Consider the following 16762-nt stretch of genomic DNA (forward strand, 5'->3'; position numbering starts at 1 on the left):
ACAAAGAACCGCGATGATCTTGATCGTGGAATGAGACACCCTCGAAGCCCGTTAGCATGGACATCCGCACCGATCAAGGCCATTTGGGGAAGGTGTCATGACTGCAAACGGCGGTTCTTCGACTGGGGTGCCCGAGAAATTCGCGACACTCGGGCTGACCTACGACGACGTGCTGCTGCTGCCGGGCGCGTCGGACATGGCGCCCGACCAGATCGACACCTCCTCGCTCGTCTCCAAGAACGTCAGGGTGAACGTCCCGCTGCTCTCCGCGGCGATGGACAAGGTCACCGAGGCCCGCATGGCGATCGCCATGGCGCGCCAGGGCGGCGTCGGTGTGCTGCACCGCAATCTCTCCATCGCCGACCAGGCCAACCAGGTCGACCTGGTGAAGCGCTCCGAGTCCGGCATGGTCACCGACCCGATCACGGTGCACCCGGACGCGACGCTCGGTGAGGCCGACGCGATCTGCGCGAAGTTCCGCATCAGCGGTGTCCCGGTGACCGACGCGGCCGGCAAGCTGCTCGGCATCGTCACCAACCGCGACATGGCCTTCGAGAACGACCGGAGCCGTCAGGTCCGCGAGGTCATGACGCCGATGCCGCTGGTCACCGGCAAGGTCGGCATCTCCGGCGTGGACGCCATGGAGCTGCTGCGCCGCCACAAGATCGAGAAGCTGCCGCTGGTGGACGACGCGGGCATCCTCAAGGGCCTCATCACGGTCAAGGACTTCGTGAAGGCCGAGAAGTACCCGAACGCCGCCAAGGACGGCGAGGGCCGCCTGCTGGTCGGCGCCGCCGTCGGTGTCGCGGGTGACGCCTTCGAGCGCGCCCAGGCCCTGGTCGCCGCGGGCGTCGACTTCATCGTCGTCGACACCGCGCACGGCCACTCCCGCCTGGTCGGCGACATGGTCGCCAAGATCAAGTCGGACGCCCCGCGCGTGGACGTCATCGGCGGCAACATCGCCACCCGCGAGGGCGCCCAGGCGCTCATCGACGCCGGTGTGGACGGCATCAAGGTCGGCGTCGGCCCCGGCTCCATCTGCACCACGCGTGTCGTCGCCGGCATCGGCGTACCGCAGGTAACGGCCATCTACGAAGCGTCGCTCGCCGCCAAGGAGGCCGGTGTCCCGGTCATCGGCGACGGCGGCCTGCAGTACTCCGGAGACATCGCCAAGGCGCTCGTCGCCGGCGCGGACACGGTCATGCTGGGCTCGCTCCTCGCCGGCTGTGAGGAGTCGCCGGGCGAGCTGATGTTCATCAACGGCAAGCAGTTCAAGTCGTACCGCGGCATGGGCTCGCTGGGCGCGATGCAGACCCGCGGCGAGCGCAAGTCCTTCTCCAAGGACCGCTACTTCCAGGAGGGCGTCGCCTCCGACGAGAAGCTGGTGCCCGAGGGCATCGAGGGCCAGGTGCCCTACCGCGGCCCGCTCTCGGCGGTCGTCCACCAGCTGGTGGGCGGACTGCGCCAGTCGATGTTCTACGTCGGCGGACGCACCGTCCCCGACCTCCAGGCCAACGGCCGCTTCGTCCGCATCACGTCCGCGGGTCTCAAGGAGAGCCACCCGCACGACATCCAGATGACGGTCGAGGCACCGAACTACAGCCGTACGAAGTAGCCTGTCGGCTCCACACGCACGCGACAGGGGCGGCCCCGGATCAACCGGGACCGCCCCTTCCGTGTGCGTCGGGGATACTGGACAGGCAGACCAAGAGGGAAAGGCCCCACAACGTGACTGAGATCGAGATCGGGCGCGGCAAGCGCGGCCGCCGCGCGTACGCCTTCGACGACATCGCCGTCGTACCGAGCCGGCGCACCCGCGACCCGAAGGAGGTCTCGATCGCGTGGCAGATCGACGCCTACCGCTTCGAGCTGCCCTTCCTGGCGGCCCCGATGGACTCCGTGGTCTCTCCGCAGACCGCCATCCGCATCGGTGAGCTGGGGGGCCTCGGCGTCCTGAACCTCGAAGGCCTCTGGACGCGGTACGAGGACCCGCAGCCGCTGCTCGACGAGATCGCCGAGCTCGACTCGGAGACCGCGACCCGCCGCCTCCAGGAGATCTACGCGGCCCCGATCAAGGCCGACCTGATCGGACAGCGCATCAAGGAGGTGCGCGACGCGGGCGTCGTCACCGCCGCCGCGCTCTCGCCGCAGCGCACCGCCGAGTTCTCCAAGGCCGTCGTCGACGCCGGCGTGGACATCTTCGTGATCCGCGGCACCACGGTCTCCGCCGAGCACGTCTCCGGAGCCGCCGAGCCGCTGAACCTGAAGCAGTTCATCTACGAGCTCGACGTCCCGGTCATCGTCGGCGGCTGCGCCACGTACACCGCGGCCCTGCACCTGATGCGCACCGGCGCCGCGGGCGTCCTGGTCGGCTTCGGCGGCGGCGCCGCGCACACCACGCGCAACGTCCTTGGCATCCAGGTCCCGATGGCCACCGCCGTCGCCGACGTCGCGGCCGCCCGCCGTGACTACATGGACGAGTCCGGCGGCCGGTACGTGCACGTCATCGCCGACGGCGGCGTGGGCTGGTCCGGCGACCTGCCCAAGGCCATCGCGTGCGGCGCCGACTCCGTGATGGTGGGCTCCCCGCTGGCCCGCGCCACGGACGCGCCCGGCAAGGGCCACCACTGGGGCATGGAGGCCGTCCACGAGGACGTGCCGCGCGGCAAGAAGGTCGACCTCGGCACGGTCGGCACCACCGAGGAGATCCTCACGGGCCCTTCGCACATCCCGGACGGCTCGATGAACTTCTTCGGAGCGCTGCGCCGCGCCATGGCGACCACGGGCTACAGCGAGCTCAAGGAGTTCCAGCGCGTCGAGGTGACGGTCGCGGACTCGCAGCACAAGCGCTGACGGATCGTTCGCAAAAGGGCCCCGGTACTTCGTACCGGGGCCCTTTTCGTCGTCCCTTTTCGTCGTCACAGACGGTGGGCGGCGCCTGCCGGAGTGGCGCCCCTGGTGTCCAGGAGCAGTTGGGCCTTCACCGCGAGCCCCTGGAGGTCGTACGTGCGGTGGTGCTGGAGGAGGATCGTCAGGTCGGCGTCGGCGGCCGCCTCGTAGAGGGAGTCCGCGCGCGGGACGGGGCGGCCGAGCACGCTCCAGCTGGGCACGTAGGGGTCGTGGTAGCTGACGGCCGCGCCGAGCTCCATGAGGCGGGTCGCCACCTCCTGCGCGGGCGCGCCCTGCTGATCGGCGAGGTCGGGCTTGTAGGTGACGCCGAGGAGCAGGACGCGGGCGCCGCGGGCGGACTTGCCGTGTTCGTTGAGCAGGGTCGCCGAGCGCTGGATGACGTACTGCGGCATGCGGTCGTTGACCTGCTGGGCCAGTTCGACCATGCGCAGGGGGCGGACTCCGCGGGACGGGTTCGGGATGTCCAGGGGGACGCCGTGGCCGCCGACTCCGGGCCCGGGGCGGAAGGCCTGGAAGCCGAACGGCTTGGTCTCGGCGCAGCGGATGACGTCCCACAGGTCGATGCCGAGGTCGTGGCAGAGGACCGCCATCTCGTTGACCAGGGCCATGTTCACGTGCCGGTAGTTGGTCTCCAGGAGGTGGACGGTCTCGGCCTCGCGGGGGCCCCGGGCGCGGACGACCTTGTCGGTGAGCCGGCCGTAGAAGGCGGCGGCCGATTCGGTGCAGGCCGGGGTGAGGCCGCCGATGACCTTGGGGGTGCCCGCGTAGCCGTGGGTGCGGTTGCCGGGGTCGAGGCGGCCGGGGGAGTACGCGAGGTGGAAGTCGCGGCCCGCCCGCAGGCCGGAACCCGATTCGAGGATCGGGCGGAGGAATTCCTCGGTGGTCCCCGGGTAGGCGGGGGATTCGAGGATCACGGTGGTGTGCGGCCGCAGACGCGCGGCCAGCGCCCCGGCCGCCTCGGCGACCTGGCTCAGGTCGAGCGAGCGGTCCGCGGCAGGCGGGGTGGGGGCGCAGATGACGGCGGTGCGGACCCGGCCGAGCTCGGCCGGGTTGACGGTCGGCCGGAAGCCCCCCGAGAGCATCCGGCGGACGTCGGCGGCGGTGAGGGTGCCTTCGGCGCCGTCGCAGGGCAGCCGGCCGCCGGCCAGGTCGGCGGCGCGGACCGGGTCGTAGCCGATGGTGGCGATGCCGCCGGAAACGGCGGCCTGGGCGAGGGGCAGGCCGAGGTGGCCGAGGCCGATGACAGCGAGATCTGCGGGCATGGCGGTGGGCCGTCCTCCCAATAGCCGGACCGGGACGAGTGCGCAAGCCCTGTGGACAAGGCGGAGCAGCGCAATGTCAGACTAGGAGTAAATATGACCGATTTGCGGTATTGCACCGCGTGGAGCTCCGGAGTGTTGTCCACAGGCTGGGTTCGTGTTCAGCGGGCGACGGAGAAATCTGGGCATGATGTGAGTCCGACCACACCCGATCTCAACGGGAGGCAGCGGTGAGGACAGCGACACTGGGGCCGGCCGAGCGTGCCGAGTCACTGGCGGGAATGGCCGAACGGGAGCTGGACATCCTGGTCGTCGGCGCGGGCGTGGTCGGCGCCGGGACGGCACTCGACGCGGTGACCCGCGGCCTGTCCACCGGCCTCGTCGAGGCGCGGGACTGGGCCTCCGGCACGTCGAGCCGGTCGAGCAAGCTGATCCACGGCGGCCTCCGCTATCTGGAGATGCTCGACTTCGCGCTGGTGCGCGAGGCCCTGAAGGAGCGCGGCCTGCTCCTGGAGCGTCTCGCCCCCCACCTCGTGAAGCCCGTGCCGTTCCTCTACCCCTTGCAGCACAAGGGCTGGGAGAGGGTGTACGCCGGATCGGGCGTCGCGCTGTACGACGCCATGTCCATGTCCCGCGGACACGGCCGCGGCCTGCCCATGCACCGCCACCTGACACGCCGCCACGCCCTGCGCGTCGCCCCCTGCCTGAAGAAGGACGCCCTGGTCGGCGCCATGCAGTACTACGACGCCCAAATGGACGACGCGCGCTACGTGGCCACCTTGGTCCGCACCGCTTCGGCGTACGGCGCGAAGGTCGCCAACCGCGCGAAGGTCACCGGCTTCCTGCGCGAGGGCGAGCGCGTCGTCGGCGCCCGCGTGCAGGACGTCGAGGGCGGCGGGGAGTACGAGATCCGCGCCAAGCAGGTCGTCAACGCGACCGGTGTGTGGACGGACGACACCCAGGCCATGGTGGGCGAGCGCGGCCAGTTCCACGTCAGGGCGTCCAAGGGCATCCACTTGGTCGTGCCCAAGGACCGGATCAACGCCTCCACCGGACTGATCCTGCGCACCGAGAAGAGCGTCCTCTTCGTCATCCCGTGGGGGCGGCACTGGATCATCGGGACGACCGACACGGACTGGGACCTGGACAAGGCGCACCCGGCCGCCTCCAGCGCCGACATCGACTATCTCCTGGAGCATGTGAACTCGGTGCTCGCCGTGCCCCTCTCCCGGGACGACGTCCAGGGGGTGTACGCCGGGCTCCGGCCGCTGCTCGCCGGCGAGTCGGACGCCACGAGCAAGCTGTCCCGCGAGCACACGGTCGCGCATCCGGCGCCGGGCCTGGTGGTCGTCGCGGGCGGCAAGTACACGACGTACCGCGTGATGGCCAAGGACGCCGTCGACGAGGCGGTGCACGGCCTCGACCAGCGGGTCGCCGACTGCGTCACGGAGGACATCCCCCTCGTCGGCGCCGAGGGGTACAAGGCGCTGTGGAACGCCCGCGCGAGGATCGCCGCGCAGACGGGTCTTCATGTGGTGCGCGTGGAGCACCTGTTGAACCGGTACGGCTCGATGGCCGAGGAAGTGCTCGAACTCATCACCAACGACCCGGACCTGGGCAAACCGCTGCCGGGCGCCGACGACTACCTGCGCGCCGAGGTGGTCTACGCCGCGTCCCACGAAGGCGCACGCCACCTCGACGACGTCCTGACGCGGCGGACCCGCATCTCGATCGAGACGTTCGACCGCGGCACGCGCAGCGCCAGGGAGTGCGCCGAGCTGATGGCACCCGTTCTCGGCTGGGACAAGGACCAGATCGAGCGGGAGGTGCAGCACTACGAGAAGCGGGTGGAGGCCGAGCGGGAGTCGCAGCGGCAGCCGGACGACCTGACGGCGGACGCGGCGCGGCTCGGAGCACCGGACATCGTGCCGCTCTCCTAGTGATTACGTCCGGCCCAGGGGTACTTCCGGCTGTCTTGCGGCGAGTTGAAGGACGGCCGTCGCGGTGAACGCCCGGGTGCGGGTGGCGTAGGGTGCGTGCGCCCGGGACGACCGTGACGGCCGGGGCTTGCCTCGGATGGTCGGTGGCGGAAGAGTATGGCCGGTATTCAGCGCTGTGTTGGCATGCCGGTACCTCCTCGTGCGCTGTCCCTCATGAGGGACGGGACGAGGGGCGGGCAGGGGGTCGTTGGACCCTGGGCGTCGGCCGGTCCCCGAGTAAGGGACAATGAAGGCTCTGTCAGGGCGGGTTGCTCGGGTAGCAGCGGTAGCAGCAGAGGGGACGCATGTCGGACGCGGAGCAGACGGGTGACGCCCGTCGGGACAAGAGCCAACGTCTCCTCGCCGGCCGGTACCGGCTGGGAGAGGTGCTCGGCCGCGGCGGCATGGGCACCGTCTGGCGCGCCAAGGACGAGACCCTTGGTCGTACGGTCGCGGTGAAGGAACTGCGTTTCCCCTCCAGCATCGACGAGGAGGAGAAGCGGCGGCTCATCACGCGTACGTTGCGTGAGGCGAAGGCGATCGCGCGGATCCGCAACACCAGCGCCGTGACCGTCTACGACGTGGTCGACGAGGACGACCGGCCGTGGATCGTCATGGAGCTGGTCGAGGGCAAGTCGCTCGCGGAGGCGATCCGCGAGGACGGCACGCTCACGCCGCGGCGGGCGGCCGAGGTCGGCCTCGCCATCCTCGACGTGCTGCGGTCCGCGCACCGCGAGGGCATCCTGCACCGCGACGTGAAGCCGTCGAACGTGCTGATCGCCGAGGACGGGCGCGTCGTGCTGACGGACTTCGGCATCGCGCAGGTCGAGGGCGACCCGTCGATCACGTCCACCGGCATGCTCGTCGGCGCCCCGTCCTACATCTCTCCGGAGCGCGCCCGCGGCCACAAGCCGGGCCCCGCGGCCGACCTGTGGTCGCTGGGCGGCCTGCTGTACGCGGCCGTGGAGGGCGTGCCCCCGTACGACAAGGGGTCGGCCATCGCGACCCTCACCGCGGTGATGACGGAGGACGTCGAAAAGCCGGTGAACGCGGGCCCGTTGGAGAAGGTCATCTACGGCCTGCTCGCCAAGGACCCGGAGCAGCGGCTCGACGACGCGGGAGCGCGGGCGCTCCTCATGGACGTCATCCACGCACCCGAGGCCAAGGCCGTGCGGGAGCCGGTGGAGGCGACCAAGGTGGTGCCGCTGCCGCCCGTGCCGCCGAACCAGCCGCCGAAGGCTCCGAAGACGCCGAGGACGCCGTTGTCCACGCGGCTCACGAAGTCCGCGAGGACCACGAAGGGTTCCGGTGCCGTCGGCGGTGCCGCGGGCGCCGGTGCGGCCGGCGCGGCCGGTGTCTCGGGTGGCACCGCCGGATCGCCCGCTTCTGCCGGGAGCACCGGGGCCGCAGGGGCTGCCGGGACTGCCGGGGCCAGTGGTTCCACGGGGTCGGCCGCGCGCAAGGCCGAGGAGGTCGCCGACCGGCTGAAGGGTGCCCTTCAGTCGGTGCGGAAGACGGCCGCGACGGCTCCGGCCGCCGGCGAGCGCGGCACCGGGGCGGCCACGACCCGCTCCGCGTCCACCTCCGCCGGATCCCCCGCCAACGGCCGGAGCGTGCCGCCGCGGGTGCCGCCCAAGGCGTCGCTCACCGATGTGGTGCCGCGCCGGACACTGGTGATCGTGTCCGTGGTGGCCCTGCTCGCCGTGCTCGGCACGGTGCTCGCCTTCGCGCTGTCCGGCGGGGACGAGGGCGACTCCGGCAAGGACAGCAAGGGCGGCGACAAGGCCGCGTCCAGCGGGGCGACCGCCGGTGGCGACGGCCAGGGCGATGCCGACAAGGACGCGGGCAAGGACACCGGCAAGGAAACGGACAAGGGCTCCGGGGCCGGCGACGGCAAGGGCAAGGAAGAGAGCCCCGACCCGGACGAGGGCAAGGGCACCGACCCGAGCAAGGGCGAGGACGACGGCAAGAAGCCGGAGGACGGCGCCGAAACGACGTACAAGCACTCCCAGGGCTTCGAGATCGGGCTCCCGAAGGGGTGGAAGTACCAGTCCACGGGCCGCGCGGGCGCGCGGTTCGGCGGGCCCAACGGCCAGAAGCTGCTGGTCGGCTGGACCACCACGCCCAAGGACAACCCGGTCGGCGACTGGAAGAACCAGGAGAAGTTCATGGTCCGGCCGCAGTACGACCGGATCCGGATAGAGAAGGTCGGCTTCCGCGGCTGGAACACCGCCGACTGGGAGTTCACCTATGTGGACGGCGGGACCAAGTACCGGTCCATCGACCGCGGCTTCGTCGTCAACGGCGGGCTGGGCTACGGAATCATGTACACCGCCAAGGCCGACGCATGGGGCGGCGAGGAGCGGCGGAGCGCGTGGCGGACGTTCACAAGGACGTTCGAGCCGAAGTCCTGAGCTGAGATCTCGTATCCCCTCATTGCGGTTCGCCCACGGCACGTATCGTGAGTGCTTGCGGACCGTACACAGCCGCAACGGGCCGCAAGACGAACGGATTTGACCACCGGGCGGACGGGGAAGGCATCGTGGACGACTACGCGGGTCGGGTGCTCGCCGACCGCTACCGCCTGCCGCTGCCGCCTTCCGACGCGTACGAACTCGCCGAGTCACGCGCCTTCGACACGTACAGCGGGCAGGAAGTGCTCGTCAGGCAGGTGCCGCTGCCCGAGATCGTCGACGCGGAGATGCTCGACGAGGAGCACGACCTGCCCGACGGCTTCGCGCCGCGGGCGGGGAGCGGCGGGGCCGGTGTGCGGCGGGCCGCGGCACGGACGACGCGCAGGCCGGCGGAGCCGGCGGTGCGGCGCGCCATCGAGGCGGCGCAGACCGCCGCGCAGATACCGGACCACCCACGGCTCGACCAGGTCTTCGACGTGTTCGCGGAGGGCGGCTCGCTGTGGATCGTCAGCGAGTTGGTGGCGGCCAGGCCGCTGGCGGCGCTCCTCGCGGACCGGCCGCTGAGTCCGTACCGGGCCGCCGAGGTCGCGGCGGACGTCCTCGCGGCGCTGCGCGTCCTGCACGGGCACGGCTGGGTCCACCGGAATATCACCGCGCGGACCGTGCTTATCTGCGACGACGGCCGCGTGATGCTGACGGGCCTGGCGGCCGGAGCGGCCGAGGAGGCGCTCTGCGGGTACGACCCACGGCCGGTGGAGGCGGGGGAGCCCGCCGGTTCGGCGGGGTCGGTCGGCAATCTGGCCGGGCACGGCGGCGCGCCTGCCGAGGGGGCGTACGAGACCGGGGACACGGAGCTCGCCCCAGCCCCGGAGTCCGCCGCGAGCGGCGCGCGGGCCGGGCGCACGGGCGCGGCCGCGGCGTACCGCGCGGGAGCGAGGGCCGCGGCGCGGGCGACCGAAGAGGACGCCGAGGGCCGGGGGCCCGGCCCGACCGGGCAGATACCCGACCCGTACGGCGTGGCGGGCAGGCAGCCGCCCTGGCACGGCGCCGTGCCGCGGAACGGAATCCCGACGGCGCGGACCACGGCGGACGAGAGCGGCGGCCCGCAGGGGGACACGTACGAGCAGGGCCACGGGGACACAGGGGGCACACGCGAGCAGGCCCGTGGGGGATGGGACGACGGTTCCGCCGACGGAGCCCCCTCGCGCGGTCCCTCCACCGCCCTGGCCGCCGAGCGAGCCCGGCACGCGCGCATGGTGGTGGTCGGCGCCGTCACCGAGCGGTGGGCGCCCGAACAGGCCGGCCCCGTGCACGAGAACTGGCGCCTCGCCGCGCCGATAGGCCCCTCCACTGACCTGTGGGCCCTGGGGGCGCTGCTCTTCCGTGCCGTGCAGGGACACGCGCCCTACCCGGAGGACAGCCCGGCCGAACTCGTCCAGCTCGTCTGCGCCGAGCCGCCCGCCTTCGCCGAGGAGTGCGGCCCGCTGCGTCCCGTGGTCGAGTCGCTGCTGCGTCAGGACCCCACCGAGCGGCTCGACTTCGAGGAGCTGAGCGGCTGGCTGCGCTCGCTGGTGCGGTCCGCGCCCGAGCCGGAGGCCGGGGCGCACGTCGTGCCGGTGCCGCCGTACGACGCGGGGCGGCTGCCCGTCGTACGCCGCCGTGGCGAGGTCGTGCGCAAGCGGCGCGGCGCCGCGGCGGCCGCTGCCGCGGGGAACGGCCAGGGGAACGGCCACGGGCGGCACAAGCGCGGCAAGGGGCCGGCCCGCGTGCCGCAGAGCCGTGGCCCGGCCCGGCCCCGTTCGCTCGGGCGGCTGCTGCTGATCGCCATTCTGGTCGGGCTCGCCGCGGCCATCGTGTACGCCATGGTGTTCATGCCCAAGGCGGATGACGGGGCGTCGGGCGACCGCGCGGGGACGGCGGGCGAGGTCAGCTCGGCCCCGCAGGCACCGGGGGAACCCACCGAAGGCAAGGACAAAGACACAGAGAAAGAGAAAGAGAAAAACAGAGACAAAGACGAAGACGAGTCCGGCAAGAACCCTGGTTCGCAGGAGCCGCAGACCACCAACCCCGACCTGCCGCAGGGATTCACCCTCCGCAAGGACCCCGAGGGCTTCCACGTCGCCGTCGCCGGCGGCTGGGACCGGCAGCCCAAGAACGGCCGGGGCCAGGTCCGTTACACGCACGCCGACTTCGAGCTGCTGATCGTGCCCGGGCGCGACACCACCGACGGCTACGGCAGCGACCCCATGAAGTACCAGCGTGAGGACGAGCGCGAGCTGCAGCCCTTCCGTGACTCGTCCTGGGCGACCTCCAGCGGCATGCGCCGTATCGACGTCGGCGGACGGGCCATGGCGGAGGGGCAGTTCACCTGGCAGGACGCCGCGGGCCGCGAGGTCTTCGTACGCAATCTCGTGATGATCGTCGGCGGGAAGTACCACGTGGTGCAGGTGCGAGGGCCCGAGGCCGAGCGGGACGAGGTGACGCGGTTGTACGAGCAGGCTTCGGCCACCTACCGGGTCACCGGCTGAGCCGATTCCGGCACTCCGGACATGCACGGCATGCGTCACAGTGCGGTCTCCTAAGGGCCCCTGTGGTTCCCTGTGCGCTTCCCGCTCCTTAACCTGGCCCTGTCAAGACCATTGCGGGGGAACGTGAACCAGATGCAGGGCCTGCTCCTCGCGGGCCGCTACCGACTCACTGAGACCATCGGCCGCGGTGGCATGGGACGGGTGTGGCGTGCGCAGGACGAGGTGCTGCACCGTGCCGTCGCCGTCAAGGAGCTGACGGCGGCGCAGTTCGTGCAGGAGGCCGACCGCGCCGTCCTCTTCGCGCGTACGCAGACGGAGGCGCGGGCCGCCGCCCGCATCAACCACCCCGCCGTGGTCACCGTGCACGACGTGCTGCAGTACGACGACCGGCCCTGGATCGTGATGGAGCTGGTCGAGGGGCGTTCGCTGGCGGACGCCGTCAAGGACGACGAGCGCGTCGAGCCCGTCGAGGCGGCCCGCATCGGCCTGTGGACCCTGAAGGCCCTGCGTGCCGCACACGCCGCGGGCGTCCTGCACCGCGACGTCAAACCCGGCAACGTCCTCCTCGCCGACGACCGGCGCATCCTGCTCACCGACTTCGGGATCGCCGCGATCGAGGGCGACTCCACGATCACGCGGACCGGGGAAGTCGTCGGCTCGGTCGACTACCTGGCGCCCGAGCGTGTCAGCGGCGGCAACCCCGGCCCCGCCTCCGACCTGTGGGCGCTCGGCGCCACGCTGTACACGGCCGTCGAGGGTTTCTCGCCCTTCCGGCGCACGTCACCGCTCGGCACGATGCAGGCCGTGGTCACGGAGGAGCCCGCGCCGTCCCGGCACGCGGGTGTCCTCGCACCCGTCATCAGCGCGCTGCTGCGCAAGGACCCGGAGACCCGGCCCTCCGCCGAAGAGGCCGAGCAGATGCTGGCGGAGGCGGCGGAGGGACGCCGTCCGCACCACGCGCAGGCGTACGTGCCGACGCAGACGCACCCGGCCACCGGCACGCACACGGACACGTACGTGGACGCGCTGGGCGGGGCCCGCTCGACGTCCACGTACGGGCCCCCGCCCCCGCAGGCCGGCGCCACCCCCACGGGCCGCGACATCCTCACCGTCGTCGGCGGGCAGGGGCAGTCCTCGCGCGAGCGCCGTCGCTGGCCCGGGATCGTCGCCCTCGTCGTGGTGGCCGCGCTGCTCGGCGGCGGTGGCGTCCTGGGGTACGTGCGCTTCGCCGGCGGGACGGAGCAGCAGTCGAAGGGCGAGCGGGGCACGGCGGTGGGCGGCATCCCCGACGACTGGCGGCGGGTGAACGATCCCGAGGGCTTCAGCCTCATGCTGCCCAAGGAGTGGAAGCGCGAGGTGAACGGCAACCAGATCGACTACACGCCCGACGGCGGCCGCCGGTTCCTGCGCATCGCCGTCGAGAAGAACCCGCAGTACGAGAGCTCCTACGCGCATCAGTTGTCCCTGGAGAAGAACCTACGGGTGAAACTTCCGCAGTACCGGCGGCTGGAACTGAACTCGAACACGTTTCGGGATCAGTCGGGCTCTCTCTGGGAGTTCAGCTGGACGGCGGGTGCCAACGACACGACCAAGGGGCCGCGCCGGGCCATCTCGCAGACGTATCTCAGCCGTGACGGTGTCGAGTACGTGCTGTACATGTCCGCCCCGGCAGGGGGCTGGGACACCACGCGGGAGCAGTTCGACGCGATGCTCCGGGGGTGGCGGGAGCACTGAGCGCCCACGCTCACCTCTGGTGACGCTGTGGCGACCCGCGCCGACGGCCGGAACCGGCCCCGCGCTCGCTCCGCCCCATTCCGTTCGCACACGTGTGGGGCATGATGGCCGCATGGGGAGCCTGGGAGACCACGCCGGTGGGTCAGGTGCCGGTGGGGGCGGCGTCGGCGGCGTCGATGGCGGCGGTGCCGGTGAGGGCAACGCCCGTGTGATCGCGGGCCGTTACCGCCTCGAGGCGCGGCTCGGCCGGGGCGGCATGGGGGTCGTGTGGCGTGCCACCGATCTGCTCCTGGGGCGCCAGGTCGCCGTCAAGGAACTGGCGCGCGACGAGACGCTCTCCGACGCCGAGGCGGAGCAGCAGCGCGAGCGGACCCTGCGCGAGGCGCGGGCGGTGGCACAGCTGCGGCACCCGCACGTCATCGTCGTCCATGACGTCGTCGTGCAGGACGAACAGCCGTACATAGTGATGGAGTTGATCGACGGCGGCTCACTGGCCGGGCAGATCGCGCGGAGCGGACCGCTGGACGCGGACGCCGTCGCACGCATGGGCATCGACCTGGTCGGAGCGCTGCGCACCGCCCACGAGGCGGGCATCCTGCACCGTGACCTCAAGCCCGCCAACGTACTCCTGGAGCGGGCGACCGGCCGTGTCGTGCTCACCGACTTCGGCATCGCGCAGCTGACCGGCGCGACGACGCTCACGGAGGTCGGGTCGTTCGTGGGTTCGCCCGAGTACACCGCGCCGGAGCGGATGGCGGGGGAGCGGACGGGTCCCGAGTCCGACCTGTGGTCGCTCGGCGCGCTGCTGGTCACCGCGCTGACCGGCGAGTCGCCGTTCCGCCGCGACTCCATCGGCGGGGTGCTGCACGCCGTCGTCTACGACGACTTCCGCCCGCCCGCGGCCGCCGCGCCGCTGCTGCCCGTGGTCCTCGGCCTCCTCGACCGCGATCCGGACCGGCGGCTGGACGCGGCGGAGGTGGAGGGCCTGCTGAAGGCGTACGTCGAGACGGGGCGGATGCCGGCGGTGGTGCGGGAGAGACCGGGGTCCGGGCTGACTGAACTTCCGGGACGGGCGGGGCGGGCAGGACGAGTGGGGCGGGTGGGACGGGCCGGCCTTTCGGGGCGGCAGGGCCCGCCGGGTCCCCCGGGGTTCTCGGGAAGGTCGGGTCTGCCGGGGTTCCAGGGGCGAACGGGTCGGCCGGGACGGCCGGGGCGTGGCGGCCAGACGCCCGCCGAGCGGGAGCTGCTCGCGAGCCAGGCCGCCGCGGGGCTCGTCAAACCGGAGCGGCACGGCCGGGCGTTCATGGTCGCCGCCGCGCTGGCGGCCGCCCTCACGGGTGCGGGGGTCTCCGCCGCGCTGCTGCTGGGCAGGGGCGGCGACGGTGATGACACGCCGGCCACCCCCTCGTCCTCCGCGACGCTGGTCTCGCCGACGCCCACGGTCACCGTGACGACGCGCACGCCGAGGCCGTCGTCGCCCGAGGCGCCCCAGGGCTACCGCATCGCGAAGGACCCCAGGGGCTTCGCGCTCGCCGTGCCCGAACGCTTCCGTCGCCAGGAGGACGGCCCCCGCGTCTTCTACGTGTCGCCCGACGGCACCTACCGCATCGGCATCAAAGAGGCGGCCTCCGAGCCTGGCGGCCCGCTCGCCGCACAGCGCCGCGCCGACGCCGAAGGACCGCGCACCAACCCCGGTTACCGCGACGGCAGGGTCACGGAGACCACGCGCAACGGCAGGCCCGCCGCCCTGTGGGAGTACACCTGGGACGGCTACAGCGAGGAGAAGGGCGGCCGGCGCACGCTCGACCTGTGCTGGCAGGAGGGCGGCCGGCTGTTCGACGTGTGGGTCTCGGCGCCGGCTGCGGACGCGGGGCAGGCGCGGCGGTACTTCGACGCGGCGGTGGACACGTTCGTACGCCGGTGAGGTGCGGTTCGCGGGTTCGTGCACGCCGATGAGGTGCGGTTCGCGTGTCCGCGTACGCCGTTGACGTCCCTCGGCGTGCATCACCCCGGTCACAATGGGGGGCCTGGCTGGAAACGTGGGGGCCCGGCACGGTAGTGATGTGGGCATGAGTAACGACGGGGGAGCCTCTTACGGGCCGTACGAACCCACCAGCTTCGGCCTGCAGCCACCACAACGACCGGGAACACCGGGCGCACCAGGCGCAGCCGGCGTACCGGGAGCACCGGGAATACCGGAACAATCCAGCCAACACGGTGGCCCTCACCCGCACCCCGGCAACCCGTATGCCCAGCCCGCCCAAGCCCAGCCCACCCCAGCCGTGCCCACCCAGGCCGTGCCCCACCAGCCGTCCCAGCCCGAGCCGGGCGCCGGCCGGCTGATCGCGAACCGCTATCGGCTGCTCGCCAAGCTCGGCCACGGCGGCATGGGCACGGTGTGGCGGGCCAAGGACGAGACGGTGGACCGCGAGGTCGCCGTGAAGGAGCCGCGCCTCCCCGACCACCTGCCGGAGCGCGAGCGCGCCAACGCCTTCGAGCGGATGCGCCGCGAGGCGCGCGCCGCGGCCCGCCTCGACCACCCGGCCGTGGTCAACGTCCACGACGTGGCGGTCGAGGACGGCCAGCCGTGGATCGTGATGGAGCTCGTCCAGGGCCGTTCCCTGGGCGCCGCGCTCCAGGAGGGCACGCTCGGCGCCCGCGACGCCGCGCGCGTCGGCCTCGACGTGCTGAACGCGCTGGACGCCGCGCACCAGGCGGGCATCCTGCACCGCGACGTGAAGCCGGACAACGTCATGCTCGGCCGCCACGACCGCGTCGTCCTCACCGACTTCGGCATCGCCCAGATCGAGGGCGAGACGAATCTGACGGACACCGGCGGTTTCGTCGGCTCGCCCGAATTCATCGCGCCGGAGCGGGTGTTGGGCCAGCGGCCGGGACCGGCGTCCGACCTCTGGTCGCTGGGTGTCGTCCTGTACGCCGCGACCGAGGGCGTCTCGCCCTTCCGCCGCAACAACACCCCCGCGACCCTCCAGTCCGTCCTGAACGCCACTCCTGCCGCGCCCGCCTCCGCCTCCGGACCGCTCGCCGAGGCGATCAACCGGCTGCTGGTCAAGGACCCGGCCCAGCGTCCGAACGCCGCGCAGGTCCGCGCCCTCCTGGAGGAGGCGGCCAGGCCTCCGCAGCCGGCGCCGACGCAGGTCGTCACGGTCGCGGGCGGTGACGCCGGGCAGCGGGGCAAGGGCATCTTCCTGAGCCGCAAGGCCTTGGCGGTCGTCGCGGGTGTGGTCGTCGCGGCCGTGGCCGCCGGGGTCCTGGTGGCGGTGAACCCCTTCGGCGGCTCGGAGGGCGAGGACTGGAAGAAGCACGAGGCGAAGGCGGTCGCCGCCACGGTCTCCACCCCCGAGGGGTACGTGGAGAGCAAGCCGGAGGCCACCGACACGGACAAGTCCTGGGTCAGGTACACCGATCCCAGCGGTGCCGTCTTCATCACGCTCGACCTCGCGGAGAAGAAGGACACCTCACTGGAGGTCGCGGGGACCGCGGCGGCCCAGGCGTACGCCGACGCGGAGACGTTCGAGGAGAGTGGCGAGACCAAGTACAGCCACATGTCCGGCGACCCCGCGCCCGTCGCCAGGACCAAGGAGACGAAGTACCAGGGCCGGAGCGCCGCCGAGAACACGGTCACGTACACCGACTCGCAGACCGAACTGCCGCACGAGGCCAAGATTCTCTACTACCGGACCAAGTCGGGTGACATGTACCGGCTGTGGATCGACTATCCCGGCAAGGGCGACTTCACCGCCCGCGGCCGCGAGGTCGCCGAGACCGCCATCGCCGACCTGGCGCTCGACAAGCTCTGAAAACTGCTCCGAGGTTCGTCCTGCTGGCGACAACGCCCTGATCAGCGGCTTTGTCGCCAGCAATCACTGGCGCGGTGTGAGTGAGCCGTGAAGCCCATTACCGATGGGTACCCAAAA

The 16762-nt window shown here is 72.0% G+C and carries 9 protein-coding genes; 8 read left to right on the forward strand and 1 reads right to left on the reverse strand.

What is annotated here, in order from left to right; all coding sequences use genetic code 11:
* Window positions 1-97: 97 nt before the first annotated feature.
* The gene (gene guaB, locus ACH4D5_RS09430) at window positions 98-1615 is read left to right on the forward strand and encodes an IMP dehydrogenase (protein WP_398300268.1); all 1518 of its coding nucleotides are present in this window, start codon (window positions 98-100) and stop codon (window positions 1613-1615) included.
* 113 nt (window positions 1616-1728) lie between these two features.
* Complete coding sequence (locus ACH4D5_RS09435; protein ID WP_362993411.1) at window positions 1729-2853, forward strand: GuaB3 family IMP dehydrogenase-related protein; 1125 nt, start codon at window positions 1729-1731, stop codon at window positions 2851-2853.
* Window positions 2854-2918: 65 nt separating this feature from the next.
* Here ACH4D5_RS09435 and ACH4D5_RS09440 read toward each other — a convergent pair whose 3' ends face one another.
* Window positions 2919-4172, reverse strand: a complete 1254-nt coding sequence (locus tag ACH4D5_RS09440) for a nucleotide sugar dehydrogenase (protein ID WP_398300270.1) — start codon at window positions 4170-4172, stop codon at window positions 2919-2921.
* 227 nt (window positions 4173-4399) lie between these two features.
* Here ACH4D5_RS09440 and ACH4D5_RS09445 point away from each other — a divergent pair, with 227 nt between their 5' ends.
* The 6 genes from ACH4D5_RS09445 to ACH4D5_RS09470 all read left to right on the forward strand — a co-directional run bounded on the left by ACH4D5_RS09445 (window position 4400) and on the right by ACH4D5_RS09470 (window position 16645).
* The gene (locus tag ACH4D5_RS09445; RefSeq protein ID WP_398300272.1) at window positions 4400-6109 is read left to right on the forward strand and encodes a glycerol-3-phosphate dehydrogenase/oxidase; all 1710 of its coding nucleotides are present in this window, start codon (window positions 4400-4402) and stop codon (window positions 6107-6109) included.
* A 344-nt stretch (window positions 6110-6453) separates the two neighbouring features.
* Entirely contained in the window at window positions 6454-8562 is a 2109-nt protein-coding gene (locus ACH4D5_RS09450) for a protein kinase (protein ID WP_398300274.1), read from the forward strand.
* Between the two features lie 128 nt (window positions 8563-8690).
* Window positions 8691-11090 (forward strand): protein kinase, encoded by a 2400-nt coding sequence (locus ACH4D5_RS09455; RefSeq protein WP_398300276.1) that lies wholly within the window; start codon window positions 8691-8693, stop codon window positions 11088-11090.
* 132 nt (window positions 11091-11222) lie between these two features.
* On the forward strand, window positions 11223-12824 hold the full coding sequence (locus ACH4D5_RS09460) for a serine/threonine-protein kinase (RefSeq protein ID WP_398301391.1): 1602 nt from the start codon (window positions 11223-11225) through the stop codon (window positions 12822-12824).
* A gap of 112 nt (window positions 12825-12936) precedes the next feature.
* On the forward strand, window positions 12937-14748 hold the full coding sequence (locus ACH4D5_RS09465) for a protein kinase (protein ID WP_398300277.1): 1812 nt from the start codon (window positions 12937-12939) through the stop codon (window positions 14746-14748).
* 145 nt (window positions 14749-14893) lie between these two features.
* Window positions 14894-16645, forward strand: coding sequence for a protein kinase (locus tag ACH4D5_RS09470; RefSeq protein ID WP_398300278.1), 1752 nt, complete (start codon window positions 14894-14896; stop codon window positions 16643-16645).
* Window positions 16646-16762: the final 117 nt, after the last annotated feature.

Origin of the sequence: Streptomyces sp. NPDC018029 (assembly GCF_044327655.1) — a bacterium.
In the GTDB taxonomy this organism is placed as follows: Bacteria; Actinomycetota; Actinomycetes; order Streptomycetales; family Streptomycetaceae; genus Streptomyces.

What these genes read in the sequence shown, in the direction of transcription:
- ACH4D5_RS09460 (WP_398301391.1), top strand. Translation starts at nt 11,223, where the DNA reads ATGCAGGGCCTGCTCCTCGCGGGCCGCTACCGACTCACTGAGACCATC.
- ACH4D5_RS09465 (WP_398300277.1), top strand. Translation starts at nt 12,937, where the DNA reads ATGGGGAGCCTGGGAGACCACGCCGGTGGGTCAGGTGCCGGTGGGGGC.
- ACH4D5_RS09450 (WP_398300274.1), top strand. Translation starts at nt 6,454, where the DNA reads ATGTCGGACGCGGAGCAGACGGGTGACGCCCGTCGGGACAAGAGCCAA.
- guaB (WP_398300268.1), top strand. Translation starts at nt 98, where the DNA reads ATGACTGCAAACGGCGGTTCTTCGACTGGGGTGCCCGAGAAATTCGCG.
- ACH4D5_RS09470 (WP_398300278.1), top strand. Translation starts at nt 14,894, where the DNA reads ATGAGTAACGACGGGGGAGCCTCTTACGGGCCGTACGAACCCACCAGC.
- ACH4D5_RS09440 (WP_398300270.1), bottom strand. Translation starts at nt 4,172, where the DNA reads ATGCCCGCAGATCTCGCTGTCATCGGCCTCGGCCACCTCGGCCTGCCC.